19 protein-coding genes and 1 riboswitch are annotated in these 21,756 nt (G+C 29.6%); of the genes, 17 read left to right on the top strand and 2 right to left on the bottom strand.

The features are described from left to right. Window positions 1–232 precede the first annotated feature (232 nt). Window positions 233–862 (top strand): TetR/AcrR family transcriptional regulator, encoded by a 630-nt coding sequence (locus B8978_RS05010; protein WP_139795967.1) that lies wholly within the window; start codon window positions 233–235, stop codon window positions 860–862. Between the two features lie 93 nt (window positions 863–955). Here B8978_RS05010 and budA read toward each other — a convergent pair whose 3' ends face one another. Beyond that, complete coding sequence (gene budA, locus B8978_RS05005; RefSeq protein ID WP_084114342.1) at window positions 956–1,669, bottom strand: acetolactate decarboxylase; 714 nt, start codon at window positions 1,667–1,669, stop codon at window positions 956–958. Window positions 1,670–1,906: 237 nt separating this feature from the next. Here budA and B8978_RS05000 point away from each other — a divergent pair, with 237 nt between their 5' ends. The 8 genes from B8978_RS05000 to B8978_RS04965 all read left to right on the top strand — a co-directional run bounded on the left by B8978_RS05000 (window position 1,907) and on the right by B8978_RS04965 (window position 9,204). Then, the gene (locus B8978_RS05000) at window positions 1,907–2,623 is read left to right on the top strand and encodes a polysaccharide deacetylase family protein (protein WP_084114340.1); all 717 of its coding nucleotides are present in this window, start codon (window positions 1,907–1,909) and stop codon (window positions 2,621–2,623) included. 123 nt (window positions 2,624–2,746) lie between these two features. Next, entirely contained in the window at window positions 2,747–3,931 is a 1,185-nt protein-coding gene (gene nirJ1 / locus B8978_RS04995) for a putative heme d1 biosynthesis radical SAM protein NirJ1 (protein WP_084114338.1), read from the top strand. Window positions 3,932–3,944: 13 nt separating this feature from the next. Then, window positions 3,945–4,955, top strand: a complete 1,011-nt coding sequence (nirJ2, locus tag B8978_RS04990) for a putative heme d1 biosynthesis radical SAM protein NirJ2 (protein WP_084114336.1) — start codon at window positions 3,945–3,947, stop codon at window positions 4,953–4,955. Next, the gene (gene ahbA, locus B8978_RS04985; RefSeq protein WP_242950481.1) at window positions 4,945–5,403 is read left to right on the top strand and encodes a siroheme decarboxylase subunit alpha; all 459 of its coding nucleotides are present in this window, start codon (window positions 4,945–4,947) and stop codon (window positions 5,401–5,403) included. The genes nirJ2 and ahbA overlap by 11 nt, the downstream gene beginning before the upstream one ends. A 6-nt stretch (window positions 5,404–5,409) precedes the next feature. Next, window positions 5,410–5,880: a siroheme decarboxylase subunit beta gene (gene ahbB, locus B8978_RS04980; protein WP_084114334.1), complete on the top strand. Its 471-nt coding sequence runs from the start codon at window positions 5,410–5,412 to the stop codon at window positions 5,878–5,880. 251 nt (window positions 5,881–6,131) lie between these two features. Further along, window positions 6,132–7,403 (top strand): pectate lyase, encoded by a 1,272-nt coding sequence (locus B8978_RS04975; RefSeq protein ID WP_242950480.1) that lies wholly within the window; start codon window positions 6,132–6,134, stop codon window positions 7,401–7,403. A 226-nt stretch (window positions 7,404–7,629) separates the two neighbouring features. Then, window positions 7,630–8,454, top strand: a complete 825-nt coding sequence (locus B8978_RS04970) for a polysaccharide deacetylase family protein (protein WP_084114332.1) — start codon at window positions 7,630–7,632, stop codon at window positions 8,452–8,454. A 186-nt stretch (window positions 8,455–8,640) separates the two neighbouring features. After that, window positions 8,641–9,204, top strand: a complete 564-nt coding sequence (locus B8978_RS04965; RefSeq protein ID WP_084114330.1) for a TetR/AcrR family transcriptional regulator — start codon at window positions 8,641–8,643, stop codon at window positions 9,202–9,204. A gap of 508 nt (window positions 9,205–9,712) precedes the next feature. Here the strand turns inward: B8978_RS04965 and B8978_RS04960 are convergent. Further along, window positions 9,713–10,060, bottom strand: a complete 348-nt coding sequence (locus tag B8978_RS04960; RefSeq protein WP_084114328.1) for a winged helix-turn-helix transcriptional regulator — start codon at window positions 10,058–10,060, stop codon at window positions 9,713–9,715. A gap of 162 nt (window positions 10,061–10,222) precedes the next feature. After that, window positions 10,223–10,333: riboswitch (SAM riboswitch) on the top strand. A 90-nt stretch (window positions 10,334–10,423) separates the two neighbouring features. Here B8978_RS04960 and B8978_RS04955 point away from each other — a divergent pair. From B8978_RS04955 to B8978_RS04920, 8 genes are all read left to right on the top strand, one after another. After that, a complete protein-coding gene (locus B8978_RS04955) occupies window positions 10,424–11,575 on the top strand; it encodes a trans-sulfuration enzyme family protein (protein ID WP_084114326.1) in 1,152 nt (383 codons plus the stop codon). A 15-nt stretch (window positions 11,576–11,590) separates the two neighbouring features. After that, window positions 11,591–12,727 carry a trans-sulfuration enzyme family protein gene (locus B8978_RS04950; protein WP_084114324.1) on the top strand — a complete coding sequence of 379 codons (1,137 nt, stop codon included), beginning with the start codon at window positions 11,591–11,593 and terminating at the stop codon, window positions 12,725–12,727. Window positions 12,728–12,789: 62 nt separating this feature from the next. Continuing rightward, window positions 12,790–13,329 (top strand): carbonic anhydrase, encoded by a 540-nt coding sequence (locus tag B8978_RS04945; RefSeq protein ID WP_084114322.1) that lies wholly within the window; start codon window positions 12,790–12,792, stop codon window positions 13,327–13,329. Between the two features lie 157 nt (window positions 13,330–13,486). Then, the gene (locus B8978_RS04940) at window positions 13,487–15,715 is read left to right on the top strand and encodes a HelD family protein (protein ID WP_084114320.1); all 2,229 of its coding nucleotides are present in this window, start codon (window positions 13,487–13,489) and stop codon (window positions 15,713–15,715) included. A gap of 33 nt (window positions 15,716–15,748) precedes the next feature. Continuing rightward, window positions 15,749–16,285, top strand: coding sequence for a TspO/MBR family protein (locus B8978_RS04935; RefSeq protein ID WP_084114318.1), 537 nt, complete (start codon window positions 15,749–15,751; stop codon window positions 16,283–16,285). 108 nt (window positions 16,286–16,393) lie between these two features. Next, window positions 16,394–17,239, top strand: coding sequence for a Cof-type HAD-IIB family hydrolase (locus tag B8978_RS04930; RefSeq protein WP_084114316.1), 846 nt, complete (start codon window positions 16,394–16,396; stop codon window positions 17,237–17,239). Between the two features lie 767 nt (window positions 17,240–18,006). Beyond that, complete coding sequence (locus B8978_RS04925; RefSeq protein ID WP_084114314.1) at window positions 18,007–20,799, top strand: sigma-54-dependent transcriptional regulator; 2,793 nt, start codon at window positions 18,007–18,009, stop codon at window positions 20,797–20,799. 404 nt (window positions 20,800–21,203) lie between these two features. Next, complete coding sequence (locus tag B8978_RS04920) at window positions 21,204–21,677, top strand: mannose/fructose/sorbose PTS transporter subunit IIB (RefSeq protein WP_084114312.1); 474 nt, start codon at window positions 21,204–21,206, stop codon at window positions 21,675–21,677. The last annotated feature ends 79 nt before the right edge of the window (window positions 21,678–21,756 follow it).

Below are 21,756 nucleotides of genomic sequence, written 5' to 3'. Positions count from 1 at the left end.
GTGGTGTAATAAATTTGTCAATACATTTGAGATTAAATTGACGATAAATTAAAAAACGTGATATTCTATAATAAAGTGAAACTTGCACTCAGGTGGGGTTTTGGGTTGACCACATCTGAGTGTTAGTTGAACTAAAGTCCAGCGCGTAGCAGCCGTTAACTATCCACTTTCAGAAGTGGGAGTTCTACGGATGGTAGCGAATGGATAAACAAATTCTATAGGGGGGCTTCTTTTGGCTGAGATAAAAACAAGACAACGAATTATTCAGGTAGCAATTCCTTTATTTCGTGAAAAAGGGTTTGATGCCGTAACAATTAATGAAATATGTAGTGCTGCATCAATAAATAAGCATACATTTTATTACCATTTTAAATCTAAAGATGAGTTGCTAGAGGAGTATTATAATTTTGAAAATGAAATTACTCCTGAAATTTTTGCCCGTATTATGAATGCTGAAAATTATGTTGAGCAGGTGTGGATAGTTTTCCAACATTTAATTGACTTTGTGACAACTTCTGGTCCTGAGATTTTTAAGCAGCTTTCTATAAAAGACATCTCTGAAAAAGTTAGTGCATTTAAGGATGAAAAAATAAAAATTTTATACGACACTGTGCTTCCTATGATACAAAAAGGTAAAGATTCAGGGGAATTTCGAACAGGCATGGATAATAAACTTTTATTCATTCTGTTTTTGCAAGCTTTTCACGGGACATCTAATTGGAATATAAAAGATGGGCAATTTGATTTTGAAAAAATGATGAGAATCATTTATGAAGCCTTGTTTGATGTCGCACCTGAATTCCGTATAAGTAATGAATCAGAGTTTGATGAAGCTTGGGCAAAAATTAAAGGGGCTTTTTAACAAGCATATAAAGTAAATAAGATAAACCGTCATCTTCTACAAAGTAAATAGTGATGACGGCTTGTATATTTTATACTGTTAAAAATTAAAAACTTATTCTTCTGCAGAAGAATATTCAGCTTTTAGATTATTGTAATTAAAGTTATTATTCATAAAATCAGAATTGTTTATAGGAAAATGAAGTTCAATATTTTCTGTGGTTTGATATTGTAAATTTCCATAATTTAATGTGAAATCTAACAAGTGTCCTCCAAAATTCTTATCGTCATTTATAAAATGTAAGTGAAAACCAGAACCAGATATACCTAAATATAACTCAGGCATATAAAAACCAATAATTGTACCTTTGCATTTTTCAATATTAAACTCTGGTTGAACTTTAGTTGCATCAATTAGTTTAGGATAAGGTTTTTCTTGTTTTGGCACTGTTCTAACGTGAACGTGTTGAAATTCTCCAGTTATTTTAAGCATAGAAAAAACATTTTTACTGTCTAAATGTGATAAAATCATTTCTTTTAATGTATCCGAGTATACACTATTTTTTAAAACAAGTGTTTTATATTCTTCAAAAGTTCCAACTATTGAGTAAGGAACTGTTTGGTCACCTTTAGCAAAGCCAAAACTGCCATCTTCACGGGCTTGATAAGCTTTGCCATCAAGTACTATAAGTTCTCCATCTAAATCAGTAAAGGTTCCTATACCAATATCTCCATGTTTTAGCAATTCATTAATAGATAGGGTACCTTCAAATAATCCAGCTAATAAGCTACCCATGGAACCATATTGAAATAATTTAGTTTTTTTCATTTTTATTTTATGTCTCCTTCATTAGTTAATATGAATTTTTCTCTCAAATAGTAGATAAATAATACAATCATATATTATTATATTCATTCCTGTATAAAAAGTAAAAAATTAAAACACAGATTTAACCTTATTTTAATATTTTGAGTATATAATTAATAAAAAAGTCGTATAAATAGACATAAAGATGTTGTTATTGCTGATTTTGCAATAATACATAGATAGAGGGATAGGTATAAAATGAAATTATTTATTTTTTGCGTAATAACGAGCTATATAATATTACCTAACTTGTATTATAGAAAATTTTCAAAAAAAATAATAAAGAGAATCCCGTCAAAAGAAAAAGTAGTTGCTCTTACTTTTGATGATGGACCTGATCCAAGATATACTCTGGAACTTCTTAATGTACTTAAAAAAAATAATGTAAAATGCACTTTTTTTGTTCTTGCAGAAAGCGCTCAGAAATACCCCAATATAATTAAGCAAATACAAAAGGATGGACATTATATTGGACTACATTCCCTTAAACATATGAATGCTATTTTTAGGCCTCCAAATAAAACAAAAGAAGACTTTTCTAAGTCTGTGAGAATCATGAATGAACTTAATTTAAAAATTAGATTTTTTAGACCTCCGTGGGGGATTTTTAATCTAGTAACATTTCATTGCGCAAAAACAAATAACTTAAAAGTTGTATTATGGTCAATACATGCAATGGACTGGAGTAGACTAGTAAGTGAAGATTATATTAAAAATAAACTTATTAACAAAGTGAGACCTGGAGACATAATACTATTACACGATGGAAGGGGGGCAAAAGCCTGTCCTCTAAAGACGATTAATGCTTTAAAAAATGTTTTACCAAAACTCAAACAAGATGGATATAAATTTGTTATGATTAATGAAATATCCTCTAATGCTTCAAAGGTTAATTTTTTAAATTGCACACAGTAGCCGTAAAATATTAAAAAAGTCATGAATTATAAAAACATGGCTTTTTTTATTTTCATTTTATTATAGGTTTATTTAAATGATGAATTGGGAAATATATAAGAAAAACAATTGGAGAGTTAAAATATGATAGGAGTATCTAGGTTATTATGTGGAACTGAGAGTTTTGGAGATAAATTAAGATATGTTCGTGGGGCCAATATACAAAAAAATGGTGTTAGGGAAGGGGTTGGACCTGTAGTTGTATGGAATTGCACTAGAACGTGTAATTTAAAATGTAAACATTGTTATGCAAATTCTGATAGTAAAACCTATAAAGAGGAACTGAGTACTGATGAGGCAAAGAAATTCATCAATAATTTGCGTGAATTTAAGGTTCCTGTAATATTATTTTCAGGAGGAGAGCCATTACTTCGAAAGGATTTATTTGAATTAATTAAATATGCAAAGGAATGTAACATTAGAAGTACAATTTCAACCAATGGAACGCTTATTGATAAGAAAACTGCGGTTAAGCTTAAAGAATGTGGAGTTGGATATGTTGGTATAAGTTTAGATGGAATGAGAGAAAGGCATGACGAGTTTAGAGGATCAAAAGGGGCTTTTGTAAGTGCATTAAATGGAATTAGAAATTGCAAGGAAGTAGGGCAAAAAGTTGGACTTAGATTTACTATAAATAAGCATAATTATAATGAACTAGAAGATATATTTAGCCTAATTAAGGATGAAAAAATTAATCGTGTTTGTTTTTATCATCTAGTGTATTCAGGGAGAGGAAGTTCTATGATTGACGAGGATGTATCCAGTGAGCAATCTAGAAAAGCAATGGATTTAATTATTAAAAAAACTATGGAATTAGGGAATAGAGTAGAGATACTTACAGTAGATAACCACGCTGATGCAGTTTATCTTTATATGACGGCTAGAAAAAAATATCCTAATTCAGCAGATAATATTCTTAGGCTTATGAAGTTTAATGGTGGAAATCGATCAGGAATAGCCATTGCAAATGTTGATTATAAAGGAGAGGTTCATCCAGATCAATTTACAGCTAAGTATACATTAGGAAATGTAAAAAATAGAAATTTTAGTGACATTTGGTCAGATAATTCTAGCCCTATTATAACAGGACTAAGAAATAGAAAAAATATTCTAAAAGGAAGATGCAGTGAGTGTAAGTGGATTGATATTTGTAATGGAAATTTCAGAACAAGAGCTGAAGCTGTAACCGGTGACTTTTGGGCGTCAGATCCAGCTTGCTATCTAACTAATGATGAAATAGGTGTACCTAAGTCTGCAAAGTTAATTTGAGGAGGTCATTTTTATGATTATGTCATGGAACACAACGAATAAATGTAATATGTATTGTAAACATTGTTACAGAGATTCTGGCAATGAAGCTAAAATGGAATTAAGCACTGAAGAAGGAAAAAAACTTTTAGATGAGGTGGTAAAAGCTGGCTTTAAAATAATGATTTTTTCAGGTGGAGAACCACTTATGCGTAATGATATTTATGAATTAATAGAATATGCGAGAAAAATTGGATTAAGGGCAGTACTTGGGAGTAATGGTACGCTTATAACTTTAGAAGTGGCTAAAAAATTAAAAGAAGCAGGGGTTATGGGTGTGGGAATAAGTTTAGATAGCTTAGATTGTAAAAAACATGATGATTTTAGAAATCATTCAAGTGGATGGAAAAAAGCAATAGAGGGAATGAAAAATTGCAAAAAAGTAAAATTGCCATTTCAGATACATACAACTGTAATGGAATGGAATAAGGATGAAATATTAGATATAACAGATTTTGCTGTTAGTATGGGTGCGGTAGCGCATCATATATTTTTTATGGTACCAACAGGAAGAGGAAAAAACATAGAAGCTGAAGCACTAAGTAGGGGAGAGTATGAAAAAACATTAAAGAATATCATGTTAAAGCAAAAAGAGGTATCTATAGAGTTAAAACCTACTTGTGCACCTCAGTTTATGAGAATTGCAGCAGAAAATGAAGTAAAAACCAGATTTAAAAAAGGATGTTTAGCTGGAATAAGTTATTGCATAATAAGTCCTATTGGAGATGTTCAGCCATGTGCTTATCTGAATATGCCTATTGGCAATGTTAGGGAAAAACCATTTAGTGAAATTTGGAAAGATAACTTAACGTTTAAGAAATTAAGAACTATAGATTATAAAGGCAAATGTGGTATTTGTAATTATAAAAAAGCTTGTGGTGGGTGTAGAGCACGTGCAACTTTTTATAATGATGGGGATATTATGGCAGAAGATAATTGGTGTTTACATTCTATTAAAGAGGAGAGGCTTAAAGGTGTTAGATAAGGAAAGAAAAGAAATGCTTAATTTGCTACAAACTGAATTTCCTTTAAATACTACTAAACCATTTTTAGAAATTGCATATAAACTTAACCTTAATGAAAAGGAAGTTATTGATAGAATTGATAACTTAAAAGCTGAAGGATATATCAGGAGAATAGGAGGGATTTTTGATTCTAAAAAATTAGGGTATTACAGCCTTTTATGTGCCATAAAAGTGCCTAAAGAGAAAATCATGGAGGTAGCAAATTTTATAAGCAATTATAGAGGTGTTACACATAATTATGAAAGAAATAATGATTATAACTTATGGTTTACGGTTACAGCTGTCTCGAAAGAAGAGATTAAAAAGTTTTTAGAAGGTATTAAAATACATACAGGTATTAAAGATATATTAGAGCTACCTTGTATTGATGTATTTAAAATCAAGGCTACTTTCCATGTTAAGGAGTGATAATAGGTGTTAAGTTCATTGGATATAAAGATTATTAGGAAGGTCCAAGAGGATATTCCACTTGTGTCAGAACCATATAAAGACATGGCGAAAGAATTAGGAATTTCAGAAGAAAAATTTCTAGAAAAAATTAAAGAACTTTCAGAAAGAGGAATTCTCCGCAGGTTTGGTGCTATTTTAAATCATAGAAATGCTGGCTTCAAGGCTAATGCAATGGTAGTATGGAAAGTTCCAGATGAAAAAATCAAGGAAACAGTTCAATTTATGGTGTCGTTTAAAGAAGTAAGTCATTGCTATAGACGTCCTATACGTCCTAACTGGCCTTATAATATTTTTACTATGATTCATGGAGAGACAAAAAGTCAATGTGAAAAGATAGTTGAAGATATTTCTAATGTTAGTCATATTAATGATTTTAACATATTATACAGTACACATGAGTTTAAAAAAATAAGTATGAAGTATTTTGATTTTTAGGAGGAGCAGTTATGATCTTCCTTTTTTACATTAAAAAATAAAGAGGTGATTTTAAAATTACTTATTGCAACTTTTTATATAAAATTATTGTTGACATTTATATAGTATGGGTGTACTCTGTAGATGAAACATATGTGGTAATAATGTTAACGTTAACATAAAATCTTCAATTATACAAATCTATAAATTACATTTTATAAACGTTAGGGACAATTCTAATGATATAAAATAAAAAATTGGGGGGTATTGTTATGAAAAAAATTAAAAAATCAGCAAAGATGGGACTTTTAATGACTATGGCATTCAGCTTATTGTTAACTCCTATACCAAAAGTATTTGGAGCAGCTGGGGGGGATATTACAGTCTCAAATTTTGATCAACTAAAAGCAGCAGCCTCTTCAGCAAGCAGTGGTCAGAAAATAGAAATTGCATCAAATTTGATTGACTGTAAAAGTCAGCTTGTACTTGACAAAATAAATTCAGGAATTACTATTGAAGCAGCAAGCGGATACACACCAGTGTTAGACTTTACATCTTTTAGAGAGGCATCGAAAATAGTTAGTCCTAAGGCAACTGGTGACGCATTTGCAGGTATCAGAATTACTGGTGGACAGTATACAATAAAAGGCTTAATAATCCAAAAAGCATATGACAATGGGATGCTAATAAAACCTAACTATAGTTCATCTGTTCCAGTATCCCAGATAGTACCTGGTAAACCTGATGATAATACAATTATTGATTGTGTATTTAGATATAATGGGGATGCAGGACTACAAATTTCAGGTAGTGATGGACTTGAGACAGCAGGGGTTCATGTACGTCCCAATAATAACCATGTAATTGGATCTGTAGCTTATAGAAATTTTGACATATTGACAAGTGGTGGAAATGCGGATGGATTTGCGGCAAAACTTTATCTTGGAACAGGTAATGTATTTTCACATTGTGTATCTGCCGAAAATTCTGATGATGCTTGGGACAGCTTTGGCGTAGGTAATAGTGACGTTACTTATGAATATTGCGTAGCATATCATTCTGGTGATCCTACAATATTTACTGGAGCATATGACAAGGCAAATGGACTTCCCGTAGATACAAATATGACAGTTGGAAAATCAAAAGGCAATGGAAACGGTTTCAAAATGGGATCAGGTTCTTCAAAGTATGGTGATCAGACAAATGGTGTAAGGAATCTTAAAGATTGCTTAGCCGTTGACAATATAGCAAAAGGTTTTGATGAAAATAACGGTGCAGGAACAATAAATCTTACAAATGGTATGGGGTTAGGTAACCTAAAAGGTGACTATGTGCTTGATCTTATGACAGCTGGAGCATTTACCAATGCACAAGCATTTGCATCAAAAAATCTTAAGGCTCCTATTGGTGGAAGTATATCAATTGTAGATACATCAAAACAAGCAGCTATAAGATCAGAAGTTAATAGTGCTATATCAAAGATGAGACAAGAACTTGCAGCAAACAAAATTCCAACATACATGAACTTTAGTTTTTGGAATTAATAAAAATAACTGAATAAATGGGGTGTCTCAAAATTATAAGAAATTGCAGGGCAATTTGTTAAGTTGAGACACCCCAAATTATTTTACAAAAAGTATATGTGACTTATGAAATAATAATTAAGTAACTTGATTTTTAACATCACTAGTAAGATACATAAAAATAGCACTTTAAATGTATAATAACAAGAGCAATTAATAAGTCATTATATACAGGGAGCTGTTATTTATGTACAAGAAAGATGAACAAGAAAAAGCTAAAAAAAATCTAATAATAACATCTATATTGATTTATGGAATTATATTAATTGTTTTTTTTAGTTATAAGCATAATAAAATAAATGATGTTACAGTATTAAAATATGGACGGACTGATAATTATATATTGAATAGACCTGAAATTGGCATATCTAAAAATGATGATAAAAATCAATATGCAGGGCAGTATACTCCTTGGACTGTCAAGACAAATGGTGGCAAAAAAGTTGCTTATCTAACCTTTGATGATGGACCATCACTTAATACTAAAAAAATATTGAACATATTGAATAAAAACAATATAAAGGCTACGTTTTTTTTAATAGGTAAAAATGCTGAGAAACATCCTGATTTAGTAAAAGATGAATTTTATTGTGGTGAGGTTATTGGAAATCATACATATAGTCATCAATTAAATTATAAAGAGGGAACTGAAAGCTTTATTAATGATTTAAATAAATGCGATGAGGTTTTAAAGTCAATATTGGGTAAAAGTTACAATTCAAAACTTATTAGATTTCCAGGAGGTTCTTTTGGCCCTAAATTAGAACCGTTTAGAGCTTCGGTCACTAGTGCTGGATATAGGTTTATTGATTGGAATGATGCAATTGGAGATGCGAATGGATACAATTTACCTGTGAAAACGTTATTAAGTAATCTGAAAAAATATACTACACAAAATACCGTTGTAATTTTAATGCATGATGCCGGCGCAAAAACAACAACTGCAGAAGCTCTTCCACAAATAATTGAATATCTAAAATCAAAGGGGTATAGCTTTGATACTTTAGAATAAAAAAGTAAAATGCGGTTTATAACAAATATTGTTAAAATATATTGATTTACTTTATTTTAATAGTATATAATAAAGAAGAAAGTTATTGTACTGACTAGTCTAAATAAAGTGAAAATTACACTAAGGCGGGGATTTGCTTCTGACGCCATGTGAATGGCATATGTGTGATTATTTTGGGGTGATTATATGAATAAAACAAAAAATTTGATATTTACTTCTGCGATTAAAGTTTTTTCAATTAATGGTTATGATAGAGCAACTATGGATGGAATAGCTTCTGAGGCAGGGGTTGCTAAAGGAACCTTATATTACTATTTCAAAAGTAAGGAAGAAATTTTTAAATATATAATTTCTGAAGGTATGAAAGTTATTCAAGAAGAAATTGATGAATCAGTAAGTAAAACGGATGGAGAAATTGAAAAACTAAGAACTGTTTTTAAAACTCAACTAAGCCTTGTAAATAGAAATAGAGACTTTTTTAAAGTTGTTGCAAGTCAGCTTTGGGGGAAAGAAATAAGACAGTTTGAATTAAGAGACATAGTTAACAACTATATTAATTATATTGAAAGTTTTATTAGTACATCCATTAATGCAAAAATGATAAAAAAAGGAAATTCTATGTTGATAACATATTTGTTTGTTGGAATTTTAAGTTCTTGTTCAATATATGAAGTCTCAAAAAACGAGGAAAATATTGATGATATTGTTGATAATGTTATGAACTACATACTAAATGGAATCGGAATATAATTAATTGTGAAGCAAAGACTAAAGAATTTTATCATAGCTAAAGCTAGATAAAAAGATTAAAGAAAGCCTTCGGCTAGATGAAAGCTTTGACGATGCTAAGGCCGTCAAAGGTGAGAGAAGTTACTTAAGTAACAGGTAAAAGATGAATTTTACAGCTTAAAGTGAATGGACTTATATGTTTTAACCGTAGGTTTTGGTTTTAGGCGTAGCCTTTGATGTTCATGTTATGTTAATACTCTAATAAATACTTATGAACGAACTCTAAAGACTTTCAGTCAAAAGTTGAATGTCAATATACTTTAGATTATAAGTTCAAAGATTTTTCGTAGCATAGCGTAGAAAAATCATCCTTTCCCATTTTGCTGAAAGCAAATTCTCTCACCATTAACGGCATTATCGTTAATTCCTTAATTTTGCCACTCTGGCAATCTTTCACCTTTTTACTAACGTAGTAGAGTAAAAATCTTTAATCAGTTGCTTCGCAATTTCTTTATATTACGAATAAACTTTATTTAAGGTTTTTATACTCAACTCCAAAGTTATAAATTGCTGATATTATTGGTTTAATTGATAGACCAAAATTCGTTAATTCATATTCAACTTTCGGTGGAACTTCAGCATAAACAGTTCTTTTAACAATTCCATCTCGTTCAAGTTCTCTTAGTTGAAGCGTAAGCATTCTGTGAGTAATTTTGGGAAGCATTCGATTTAATTCATTAAATCTTTTTTTGCCATCAAGTAACCTGTATATTATGACACCTTTCCATTTACCACCAATTATGTTAAGTGCAGTTTCTACAGGGCAAACTTCATTAATGCAAGAATCCTGTGTTTCATTATTTATATTACTGTTCATATATTACCTCACTATAAAAAATATACTAAGTACTATAATGTACATTATATACAAATATAAATTACAATGCAAATGGTAAATCAAAATATTAAATAAAAGTATTGACTAAAAGTGATAAAATGTATATTATTTATATAATAACTAAATATATAAACAATCTTGTTCTTATCAAGAGAGGTGGAGGGACTGGCCCTATGAAACCCAACAACCGGCATTCTCATTCGAATGCATCGGTGTTAATTCCTGCAGAAATTTATTTCTGGAAGATAAGGAAAGACGCGGATTTTGTATAGGTGCGCTGCTTTTCTTATGAAAGGCAGCTTTTTTATTTTATAAATTACATTATGATTGGAGGCATAATTTATGTGTGGAGACTGTAAAAATTTTGAGACAATAGCCGTTCATGGAAGTTGTGAATGGAGTGAAAATACTGGAAGTATAAGTGTTCCTATATATCAAACTGCAACTTTTAAACATGCAGGTCTAAGCCAAAGTACTGGATATGATTATTCAAGGCTTCAAAATCCTACAAGAGAAGAACTTGAAAAGACCATTGCAAGACTTGAAGGTGGAAAAGAGGGCTTAGCATTTTCTACAGGAATGGCAGCTATAGATGCTGTAGCGAGATTATTTTTGCCTGGGGACCATGTTATCATATCAGATGATTTATATGGAGGAACTTACAGATTATTTGAAGATGTATATAAAAATTATGGGATTGAGGTAACTTATGTTGATACAACAAATTTAGAGGAGATTTTAAAAGCAATTAAGCATAATACTAAAGCTTTTTATATCGAAACACCGTCAAATCCTATGATGAAAATTAGTGATATAAAAAAGATATCAGAATTAGCAAGAAACAATGGAGTTATAACAATAGTTGATAACACATTTTTAACTCCATATTTTCAAAAACCGTTAGACCTTGGAGCTGATATAGTAATTCATAGCGGAACAAAGTTCCTAGGTGGTCATAACGATACACTATCTGGATTATTAGTGGCAAGTAGAGAGGATCTTATTGAAAAACTTAGATTTGCTCAGGTTTCTATTGGAGCAACGCTCTCTCCGTTTGATAGTTGGTTAATTCAAAGAGGAATAAAAACATTACCAGTAAGATTAGAAAAGCAGCAACAAAATGCTATTGAGATAGCAAACTGGCTTAAAGAATGTAGTGAAGTTGAAGAAGTTTTTTATCCAGGGTTTAAAGAAAATAAAGGGCATGAAATATGTTTAAGACAAGCAAGTGGTTTTGGGTCAATGTTATCATTTACTGTAAAGAAAAAGGAAACAGTTGAAAAAATACTTGGAAATGTTCAGGTTATTTCCTTTGCAGAGAGTCTTGGAGGAGTGGAAAGCCTTATAACATATCCTTATTTGCAAACTCATGCAGCTATACCAGAAGAAATAAGAAACAAAATTGGTGTTACTGATAAACTTTTAAGATTATCAGTAGGAATAGAAAACATAAATGATCTAATTGAAGATCTTAATAAAAGTTTTAACAAATAACGGGAGGTTTTATACATGAATTTTGGAACTAAACTTATCCATAATGGAAATGAAATAGATAAAAGTACAGGAGCTATAAGTATACCAATATATCAAACTTCAACTTTTCACCAGTTTGATATTGATGATTTTGGTAAATATGACTATTCTAGATCTGGAAATCCAACTAGGGAGGCACTTGAAAACAGTATTGCCATTCTAGAAGGTGGAGACAGAGGATTTGCTTTTTCGTCTGGTATGGCAGCAATTTCTTCTGTATTATCAATTTTTGCTTCTGGAGATCATTTGATAGCATGTAAAGACGTATATGGTGGAACTTATAGAATAACTTCACAATTTTTGAGCAAATTTAATGTAGAGACTAGTCTTATTGATACTACAGACGTTGATGAAGTAAGAGAACATATAAGGGAAAACACAAAAGCTATATTCTTAGAATCACCATCAAATCCACTATTAAAGATCACAAATTTTCATGCAATTATTAAAATTGCTAAAGAACACAATATTATAGTTATTGTGGATAATACATTTATGTCACCATATTTACAAAATCCAATAAAACTTGGTGCGGATATAGTAGTACACAGTGCTACTAAATTTATTAGCGGGCATAGTGATGTTGTTGGTGGACTTGTTGCAGTAAAAGGAGAGAAATTGGCAGAAAGAGTGTATTTTGTTCAAAATGCCTTTGGAGCAATACTTGGACCTCAAGATTCTTGGTTAATTTTACGTGGACTTAAAACTCTTAAAGTTAGACTTGATCAAGAGCAAAAAAGTGCTGCAAAACTTACAGAATGGTTAAATGAGCAGGATTTAGTAGAGAAAGTGTATTATCCAGGACTTAAAACACATGAAGGAAGTGACATACATTTTTCACAGGCTAAAGGTGGCGGTGCCGTTCTTTCATTTGAAACAAAAACTGTAGAGACTGCAATAAAATTTATGAAAAATGTAAAACTTGCAGCGGTAGCCGTAAGCCTAGGAGGAGTTGAAACAATTGTATCTTATCCAGTTAAAATGTCTCACGCATCAATACCCAAAGAAGAAAGAGAAAAACTTGGAATAAAAGATACCTTAATAAGAGTTTCGGTTGGGCTTGAGGATATTGAGGATTTAATAAAAGATTTTAAAATAGCATTAGAAGCATAGGATATAATTGAATTTTATGATATAATATCTATTAAAAATTTAGTGTTTTTAATGGAGGAACTATGAATAAACTTATAAAAGTAACATATAAAGATGATATTTTGAATAAATATAAAAACACTCCAATTAGTAAACTTCTAGAATATCATAATTTAAATAAAAGTTGTGATAAGGTTAAAGTTCCGGAATTGCTAATTGGTACTTGTATGGATAATAGAATACAAATTAATATTCCTCAGAATTTTGCTTATGTAATTAGAACAGGCGGCGGAAACTTACATAATAGCGATTTTTATGTTTCATATGCTCTTGGATTTGGAGGGGCTAAAGCTATTGCCATAATTGTACATAGTGATTGCGGCATGGTAAATTTAGCAGGAAGAAAAGAGGCTATAGTTAATGGAATAACAAAGGCTACGGGATGGAAGGCAATTCATGCTGAAGATTATTTTAATAGTTTTGCTCCTATTTGCGAAATTGGTAATGAAGTGAATTTTGCTATAAGTGAAGTTAACAGATTAAGAAAATTGTATCCAAGCATTTTAATTGCTCCGCTGTTATATAATGTAGAAGACAATCTTATATATATGATTGAGGAATAAATCCTCAAAAAAATAAAAGTGTATTCATGGTTTACATGAGTGCACTTTTTGTTTATAATTAATAATTAGACATGTATATAAAAATATTTATAATTATCAATAGTATCATAACATAAAACAAATATAAATGTCAATAGTTTTTTTGGAGGAAGATATAATGTCAAAATTGAACAATGAAAAGGAATTAGAAGAAAGGTATCTAGACAACACTCTAAAATTTGTAAAGGACAGTATTAAAACACTTGAAATTGAGTTTGATGAAAAATTAAATAAATTTAGAGCAGCAGGTAAAGAGATGTGGGAAAATAGCGCACATTTTTCTAATGACAGTGATAAGATGGCAGATATTAATGTTCAACTTTTTGCAGTAGAGACGGCCAATAGAAATTTTTATTTAGGTCAAAAGGAATTGAAAAAATATAAAAAAAGTATATCATCCCCCTACTTTGGAAGATTTGATTTTATTGAAGATAGTTATGAAGAAAAGGAAAAAATATATATAGGCAGATTTAATATTATGGATAATAAAACAAACGAAATATATGTTTATGATTGGAGATCACCTGTAGCTAGTATGTTCTATAGGCATGAAATAGGAGGAGCAACATATAAATCACCAGTTGGAAATATTAATGGTGAAATTATGATAAAAAGACAATACAAGATTGAAAAATCAAAGCTAAAATATTATTTTGACAGCAGTACTGGAATTAATGATGAAATACTTCAGCAGGTATTGGGTAATAATTCCTCAAATAAAATGAAAAATATAGTAGAAACAATTCAAAAAGAGCAAGACATAATTATAAGAGATATTGAAAATGAATTATTAATTGTTCAAGGAACAGCTGGTAGTGGGAAAACTTCTATAGCTTTGCACAGAATTGCATTTCTCCTTTATGCTTATTTAGGAAAAAAATTAGAATCAAATAATATAGTGATAATATCCCCCAATTCTATTTTTAGTAACTATATTTCTGATGTTTTACCTGAACTTGGAGAAGAAAATGTAAGGGAAATAACTTATGATGAAATAATAAAGAAGACTTTTGGAAACAGATTTAAAATACAAACTAGAAATGAAGTTTTAGAAAATATAATTAATGAAAAAAACTTTGATAAAAGGAAAACGAAAACGGACAATATTACATTTAAAGGCTCTATGGATTTTGTTACAATTTTAGATAGATTTATAAAATATTATGAACATAATTTAATAAATTTTAAGGATATTTCTTATGATGGAACTATTGTAGAAACAAGACAAGAGTTAAAAAATGAGTTTCTTAATAATAAAATTAATATGCCTATATGTAGAAGACTTAAAAGAATGGAGAACAGGATATTATATAAAATTCAGCCTATGAGAAAAGGAAGAGTATCAAAACTTGAACAGATTGTTAGGCAGTATCCTTGGCATGAATTTGATGCAAAAGCTTTTAGCAGACTTTTATCAATAAAAAAATTCAAAAGCACATTAAGAGATATAAGGAGTTTTACAATTGTAGATTATTTTGAAATGTATAAAATACTGTTCTGTAAAAAAGAACTGTTTTATAGGCTTTCATATGGAATAAAACTGCCACAAAATATAGAAGAGGTGTTATCAGAAACTTACAGTAGAATTAAAAATGGATACGTGGAATTTGAAGATTGTGCCCCAATATTATATATTAAATTAATTATAGGCGGAAATGAAGCTTATGAAGAGATTAGGCAGGTTGTTATTGATGAAGCACAGGATTATTATCCAATTCAATATAAGATATTTAGCATGCTATTTAAAAATGCAAGATACACAGTATTAGGTGACTATAATCAAATAGTTGAAAAAGAAAAAAACAATAATATATATAATGAAATAATTCATATATTAAACAAAAATAAATGGACTAAATTATCCTTAAAAAAGAGTTATAGATCTTCTTATGAAATAAATTTATTTTCTCGAAAATTATTAGAAAGTAGCGATGGAATAGAACCTTTTATAAGGCATGAAGAAGAGCCGCTAATCTTCCATAAGAATAATTTTAATGACATTAATAATGAGATAGTTAGTGCTTTAAAAAAATGTTATGAGGATGGTTTTGAATCTGTAGGTATTATATGTAAAACGGAAGAACAGAAGAATGAAGCATATAAAAATTTAAGCAAATTAATTAAGGTGAATGGACTAAGTGAAAATGATAGAGAAGTTAAAAAGGGTACAGTTATTGTTTCAACTTATATGGCAAAAGGTTTAGAATTTGATGCGGTTATAATTTATGATGTATCAAATAAAAATTATAGCAGCAAATTGGATAGAAGATTGCTTTATATAGCATGCACTAGAGCTCTTCATAGATTAATAATTTGTTATACTGGAGAAAAAAGTCACTTGATTTAGGTATATAATTGGATGCTCAATAAATATAATTTCATGAGGTTACTAAATAATAAAAAGGGGAAGTGCATCAAAGTGTTTGGGATATTAAAAGTAGGTGGGAAAGTTAAAATAGTTGATCTTATTTTAAGTGTATTTATAGCTTTAGCGGTAGGGGGCTTAAGTGGATTCCTAGGAATGAGTAATATGAAAGATTATGAAACTTTTACAAAACCAATATTTGCACCACCGGCCTGGGTGTTCCCAATTGTTTGGACAGTTTTATACATACTTATGGGGCTTGCTGCATATAGAATATGTCAGCAAGGAAAAGCAGGTAAAGATACTAAAAAAGCACTAGTATTGTATGGAATACAATTGTTTTTAAATTTCTTATGGACAATTATATTTTTTAGATTTAGACTATATGGGCTTGCGTTTGTAGAATTGCTTTTGTTACTTGTATTTATAATGCTAACAACCTTTGAATTTTTTAAAATTGACAAAATTGCAGGCTGGTTAATGATACCATATATTTTATGGGTTTCATTTGCAGGAGTTTTGAATTTTGCAATATGGTTTCTCAACAGTTAAAATTAATATAAACTTAAAGTGTAGTTAAAATAGAAGCACAATATTTTATGTTATAATTCTAAAATAGGTACATTTGCAGAAGTTAAATAAATTGTGTAGGTGATAGAAATGAAATATAAATTATTGTGTATTGACATGGATGGAACACTTTTAAATAGAAAGAAGATAGTAAGCGAATATACAAAAAATGCTATTAGAAAAGCACATGAATTAGGTGTACATGTTGTTATTGCTACTGGGAGAGTGTATAATAATGCTGCTTTTTATTCAAATTTAATTGGAGTAAAATCACCGGTTATAGCTTCTAATGGAGCGATTATAAAAGAAAAAACAGAAGATAAAGTTATTTATAAAAACAAGCTTGGAGCTTATAATTTAAAAAAAATTATAGATATTTGTGAAAAACATAAACTAAAAGTAAATTTAAATACTCACAATAGTATAATTTGCTCTAGTAGGTTTGTGTATATAATAACAAAATATCTTTTCTTAAAGTCAATGATAAATGCTGAAGACGGCAAAATGAGCATAAAATACATATCAACCGATAAATTACTTAAATATATAGAAAAAAACGATGAAGATATTATAAAATGTGAAATAATAAATATTAATGAACAAAAACTTAATGGCTCAAAAGAAGAATTTAAAAAAGTAAAAACATTAGAAATCGTAAGTTCAAGTAAAAAAAATATTGAGATAACTTCAAGTTGTGTATCAAAGGGACAAGCAGTTGAAGCTCTAGCTAAATACTACAATATTAAAAGGGATGAAATAATAACTATTGGAGATAGTCAAAATGATTTATCCATGATAGAATATGCTGGACTTGGAGTTGCAATGGGAAATGGCACAGAACTTGTTAAAAGCAAGGCAGATTATATAACAGATACTAATGATAATGACGGAGTTGCAAAAGTTATAGATAAATTTATACTTAATACAGGTTGCTGAGTAATTATGTTGAATCATAATACAAAGAGATTACGAAGCAAGGACTAAAGAATTTTATCGTAGCTAAAGCTAGATAAAAAGATTAAAGAAAGCCTTCGGCTAGAGGAAAGATTTGACGAGGCTAAAGCCGTAAAAGGTGAGAGAAGTTACTTACGTAACAGGTCAAGGAAATTTTTCCTCCTTAGGTCGGAAAAATAATTAATTTATCCGATGACTACCATCCGTAACACTCCCATCTTCTTCAAAGTGGGAGATAACGGCTGCTACGTCTCTGGATAACGATTTCTAACTTTCAGATGGCAAAAAGCTCCACCTGAAAGTTTATATGTCTTAATATTTAGAGACAACTCTACAATATATTTTAACCGTAGGTTTTGCTTTTAGGCGTAGCCTTTAGTGTTCATATTATTGGTTAATATGCTAATAAATACTCATACGCTAAACATTACGACCTTCGGTCAAAAAAATGAATGGCAACATACTTCAGATTATTATACATTTAAGTTCAAAGATTTTTCGCAGCATAGCGTAGAAAAATCATCATAAACCTTTTGCTGAAAGCAAATTCTCTCACCATTAACGGCATTACCGTTAATTCTTTAACCTACTTACTTCGCAATTTCTAACTATTACGAATAAAAAATTTTATTTATTAAACAAATCACTAATACATAAAATTGTAGCATTGAAACTTATACATATAACTTCTATAATAATATTGATACAATAAAAATAGTGTATCAATATTATTATAGGAGGAAATCTAATTGAAAAGAATAGAAAAGATATATGATTATATTTTAAAGCAAAGTGAAACCTTTGATATTGATACTCTTAAGGAAAAAATTGGATTAAGTTCAACAGAAATATCTGAAAATCTAAATATATTAAGAAATAACGTGAGTATGGAATTAAATGAACTATCAAGACAGGGTAAAATAATAAAGATAAGAACTCGGCCAGTACTATATATTGATAAAAAATGTATTGAGAGGTTGCTAGGTAAAAAACTTTCAGAGGGACCCATAGAAATAAAAGCTATAGATGAAATAATAGGGGAAGAAAAAGAAGTAGAAACAATTGCAGAAGAAAACTCCCCATTTGATAGACTTATTGGTGCAAGTGGAAGTTTAAGAAATCAAATTGAACAGGCAAAAGCAGCTATATTATATCCACCTAATGGTCTTCATACTTTAATTGTTGGTCAAACTGGTGTTGGTAAAACTTTATTTGCAAACATGATGTACAATCAAGCCAAATACGTAAATAGATTGAGTGAAGATGCTCCATTTATAGTGTTTAACTGTGCTGATTATTATAACAATCCACAACTTTTGATTTCGCATCTATTTGGTCATATTAAAGGAGCGTACACGGGAGCAGATAGTGAAAAAGCAGGAATTGTTGAGAAGGCAAACAGAGGTATTTTATTTTTAGATGAAATACACAGGCTTCCTCCAGAAGGCCAAGAAATGTTATTTTATTTTATGGATACAGGAAAGTTTAACAGATTAGGGGAAACTGAAAGAAATAGAGAGTCTTCTGTTTTGATAATTGGGGCAACTACAGAAGATCCTAATTCATCGCTTTTAAAAACCTTTATAAGAAGAATACCTATAATAATAACAATTCCTAGTTTTGAAAAGAGATCTATAAAAGATAAAGTTGATTTGATTAAGTTTTTGATATCAAATGAGGCACACAGAGTAAATAAAGTAATCAAGATAGAAGATGAGGCTGTTAAGGCAATTATAGGCAGTACTTCATATGGTAATATCGGACAGATGAAATCAAATATACAGCTTGTATGTGCAACTGCTTTTTTAAAGAGTATTAATAATAAGGATTATATTGAAATAAATTTTAAATCACTTCCATCAGATATAAAAAGTGGTTTGTTTCACTTAAGTGGTAAAAGGAAAGAGATGGAGGCCATATCTGAGTATTTAGATTCGCAAATAATAATAACACCAGAAGGGCATAATATGTTAATTGATAAGGATCCATATGATCCTCCATTTAACTTATATAAAATAATAGAAGATAAAGCTGCAATTTTAAAAGATGGTGGAGCTGATGATGAATACATAAATAATTTTATTACTACAGATATTAATGTGCATATTAAATCATTTTACAATAAAGTAAAAAATGATGAGGATGGTAGGAATAAAATATTAAAAATTGTAGATGAGGATATACTTGATTTTTCTGAAGAAGTAATGAATAAAATTGAAAAAAAATTAAAAAGAAATTTAAATGATAGGTTTTTGTATGCATTAAGTCTTCATTTAAGCTCATTTTTAAATAGATTAAGTAATCACAAGAATCTTAAATATACTAATATAGAAGGAATAATAAATGACAAGCGAACAGAATTTAATATTGCAGTTGAGATTAAAGGAATGCTTGAAAAGAGATATGATGTAGTTGTACCTAAAATTGAGGTGATATATTTGACACTTCTAATTAGTTCAATTACTGAAGAACAAACAAATCAACATGTTGCAATAATTGTAGCAGCACATGGTAGTAGCACAGCTAGCAGTATGGTAAATGTTACAAAGCAATTATTAGGAGAGGGAGTAATAGAGGCAATAGATATGCCACTTGAAGTAAATCCAACCCAAATACTTGATGATATAATAGAAAAAGCTAGAGAAATTGATATGGGAAAAGGAATACTTCTATTAGTTGACATGGGATCCCTTGCAAATTTTGATTCTATAATAATGGAGAAAACTGATTTAAAGGTTAAGACAATAGATATGGTAACAACTTCTTTAGTACTTGAGGCTGTTAGAAAAGCAAATATTTTGGATATGGATTTAGATAGTATATACAATACATTAAAAGATTTTAGAGGATACAGTAGTTTGGAAGAAGAAACAGAAAATCATTCAGGTAAGAAAAATGTGATTGTAACAATATGTTCTACAGGTGAAGGGACAGCAGTGAAGCTAAAAGAGCTTGTGACAAACATTGTTACTAATACAACAAAAGAAGAAATTGAAATTTTGCCTGTGAGTGTAAAGGATATAAATAATACAATAAGAACTATTAAGAAAAAACATAATATTATTGCATCGGTTGGTATTGTAAATCCCAATATAGATGCACCGTTTATTTCCCTTGAAGAGCTGATTAGCGGGCAAGGCGAAAATGTAATTATGAATATAATACAGAAAAAGAATTTTAAGGTGCAAGGTAATCATGGCAATATAGTTGCAAAAGACTTGTGCGAAGACAGTTTAAATCAATTTTTAACGTATTTAAACCCATCAAAGATAATAAGTGTATTGTATCAATTTGTAAGTGTATTAGAAGAAAAAACAAAAATTAATTTTAATAATGCTACAAGAATAAGAATAATGGTCCATATTGGTTGCTCGCTAGAAAGAATGGTTATAAGGGATGGACTTAAATACAAAGGAGATATAACAAAGTTAAATTCTAATTTAGTTAAGATTATAGAAGAAGCAAATATTATATTTAAAGAATCTTTAAATATAAGCTTAAATCAAGATGAAATATATTATTTATCAGAAATGATTGAGTAAGTATTTAAATTAATTAATACAATAGGATACACTTTTTTATATAGCTAATTTATTTTAGAAATTTTAATACTATATATAGACTTAGAGTATTAAAATTATGAAAAAGTGTATTAGTGTTTTAAAATATTAAAAAAATTGAAATAAAAAAACGGCTATTTTAAAAGATTTAACAGAAATATAAAAAACAATACACTATTTTGGCACGACAATTGCTATATATATAAGTGTAACAACTTAGAAGTATGAAATTCAAAAAATGTAAACGTAATAACAATTAGAACAGGGACTTATAGTAGTTTGTCAAAAGAAATATTGAAATCATCAGAAATGATATTTGGAAAACAAAAATGTGACATTTGTACACATAGACCAAATAAAGGTGCTGATGAGGAGGATGATTTACAATGAATATAGTACTTACAAGAATCGATGACAGATTAATACATGGTCAAGTAGCAACAATTTGGGCAAAAGACACAAAGTGTCAAAGAATAATTGTATGTAATGACGATGTAGAAAGGAATCCAATTAGGAAGATGCTTTTGGAGCAAGTTGCACCTCCAGGAATAAAAGCAAGTGTTGTAGGAATTAATAAAGCAATAAGGGTCTATAACAATGCAAAAAACCAAGAGGATAAAGTACTATTTCTATTCACTAATCCAACTGACGTTTTAAGAATGGTTGAAGGTGGAGTACCAATAAACAGTGTAAACATTGGTGCTATGTCATTTAAAGCTGGAAAAAAGCAAATAACTAATGCAGTATCAGTAGATAATAAAGATATTGAAGCTTTCAAGAAATTAAATGAAAGAGGTATTGAACTAGAAATAAGAAAAGTTTCTTCAGATTTAAAAGTAAGTTTAATGTCAAAACTATAAAGTTTAATTGGTTTTAAATGTAAGCGATATCATTAATTTTGGTTACAGGTTCTTCAGAACTTTTATATAAATTTTTCTG

Source organism: Clostridium acidisoli DSM 12555 (genome assembly GCF_900176305.1).
GTDB classification, from domain to species: domain Bacteria; phylum Bacillota; class Clostridia; order Clostridiales; family Clostridiaceae; genus Clostridium_I; species Clostridium_I acidisoli.
This window is presented reverse-complemented; position numbering and strand designations above follow the sequence as displayed.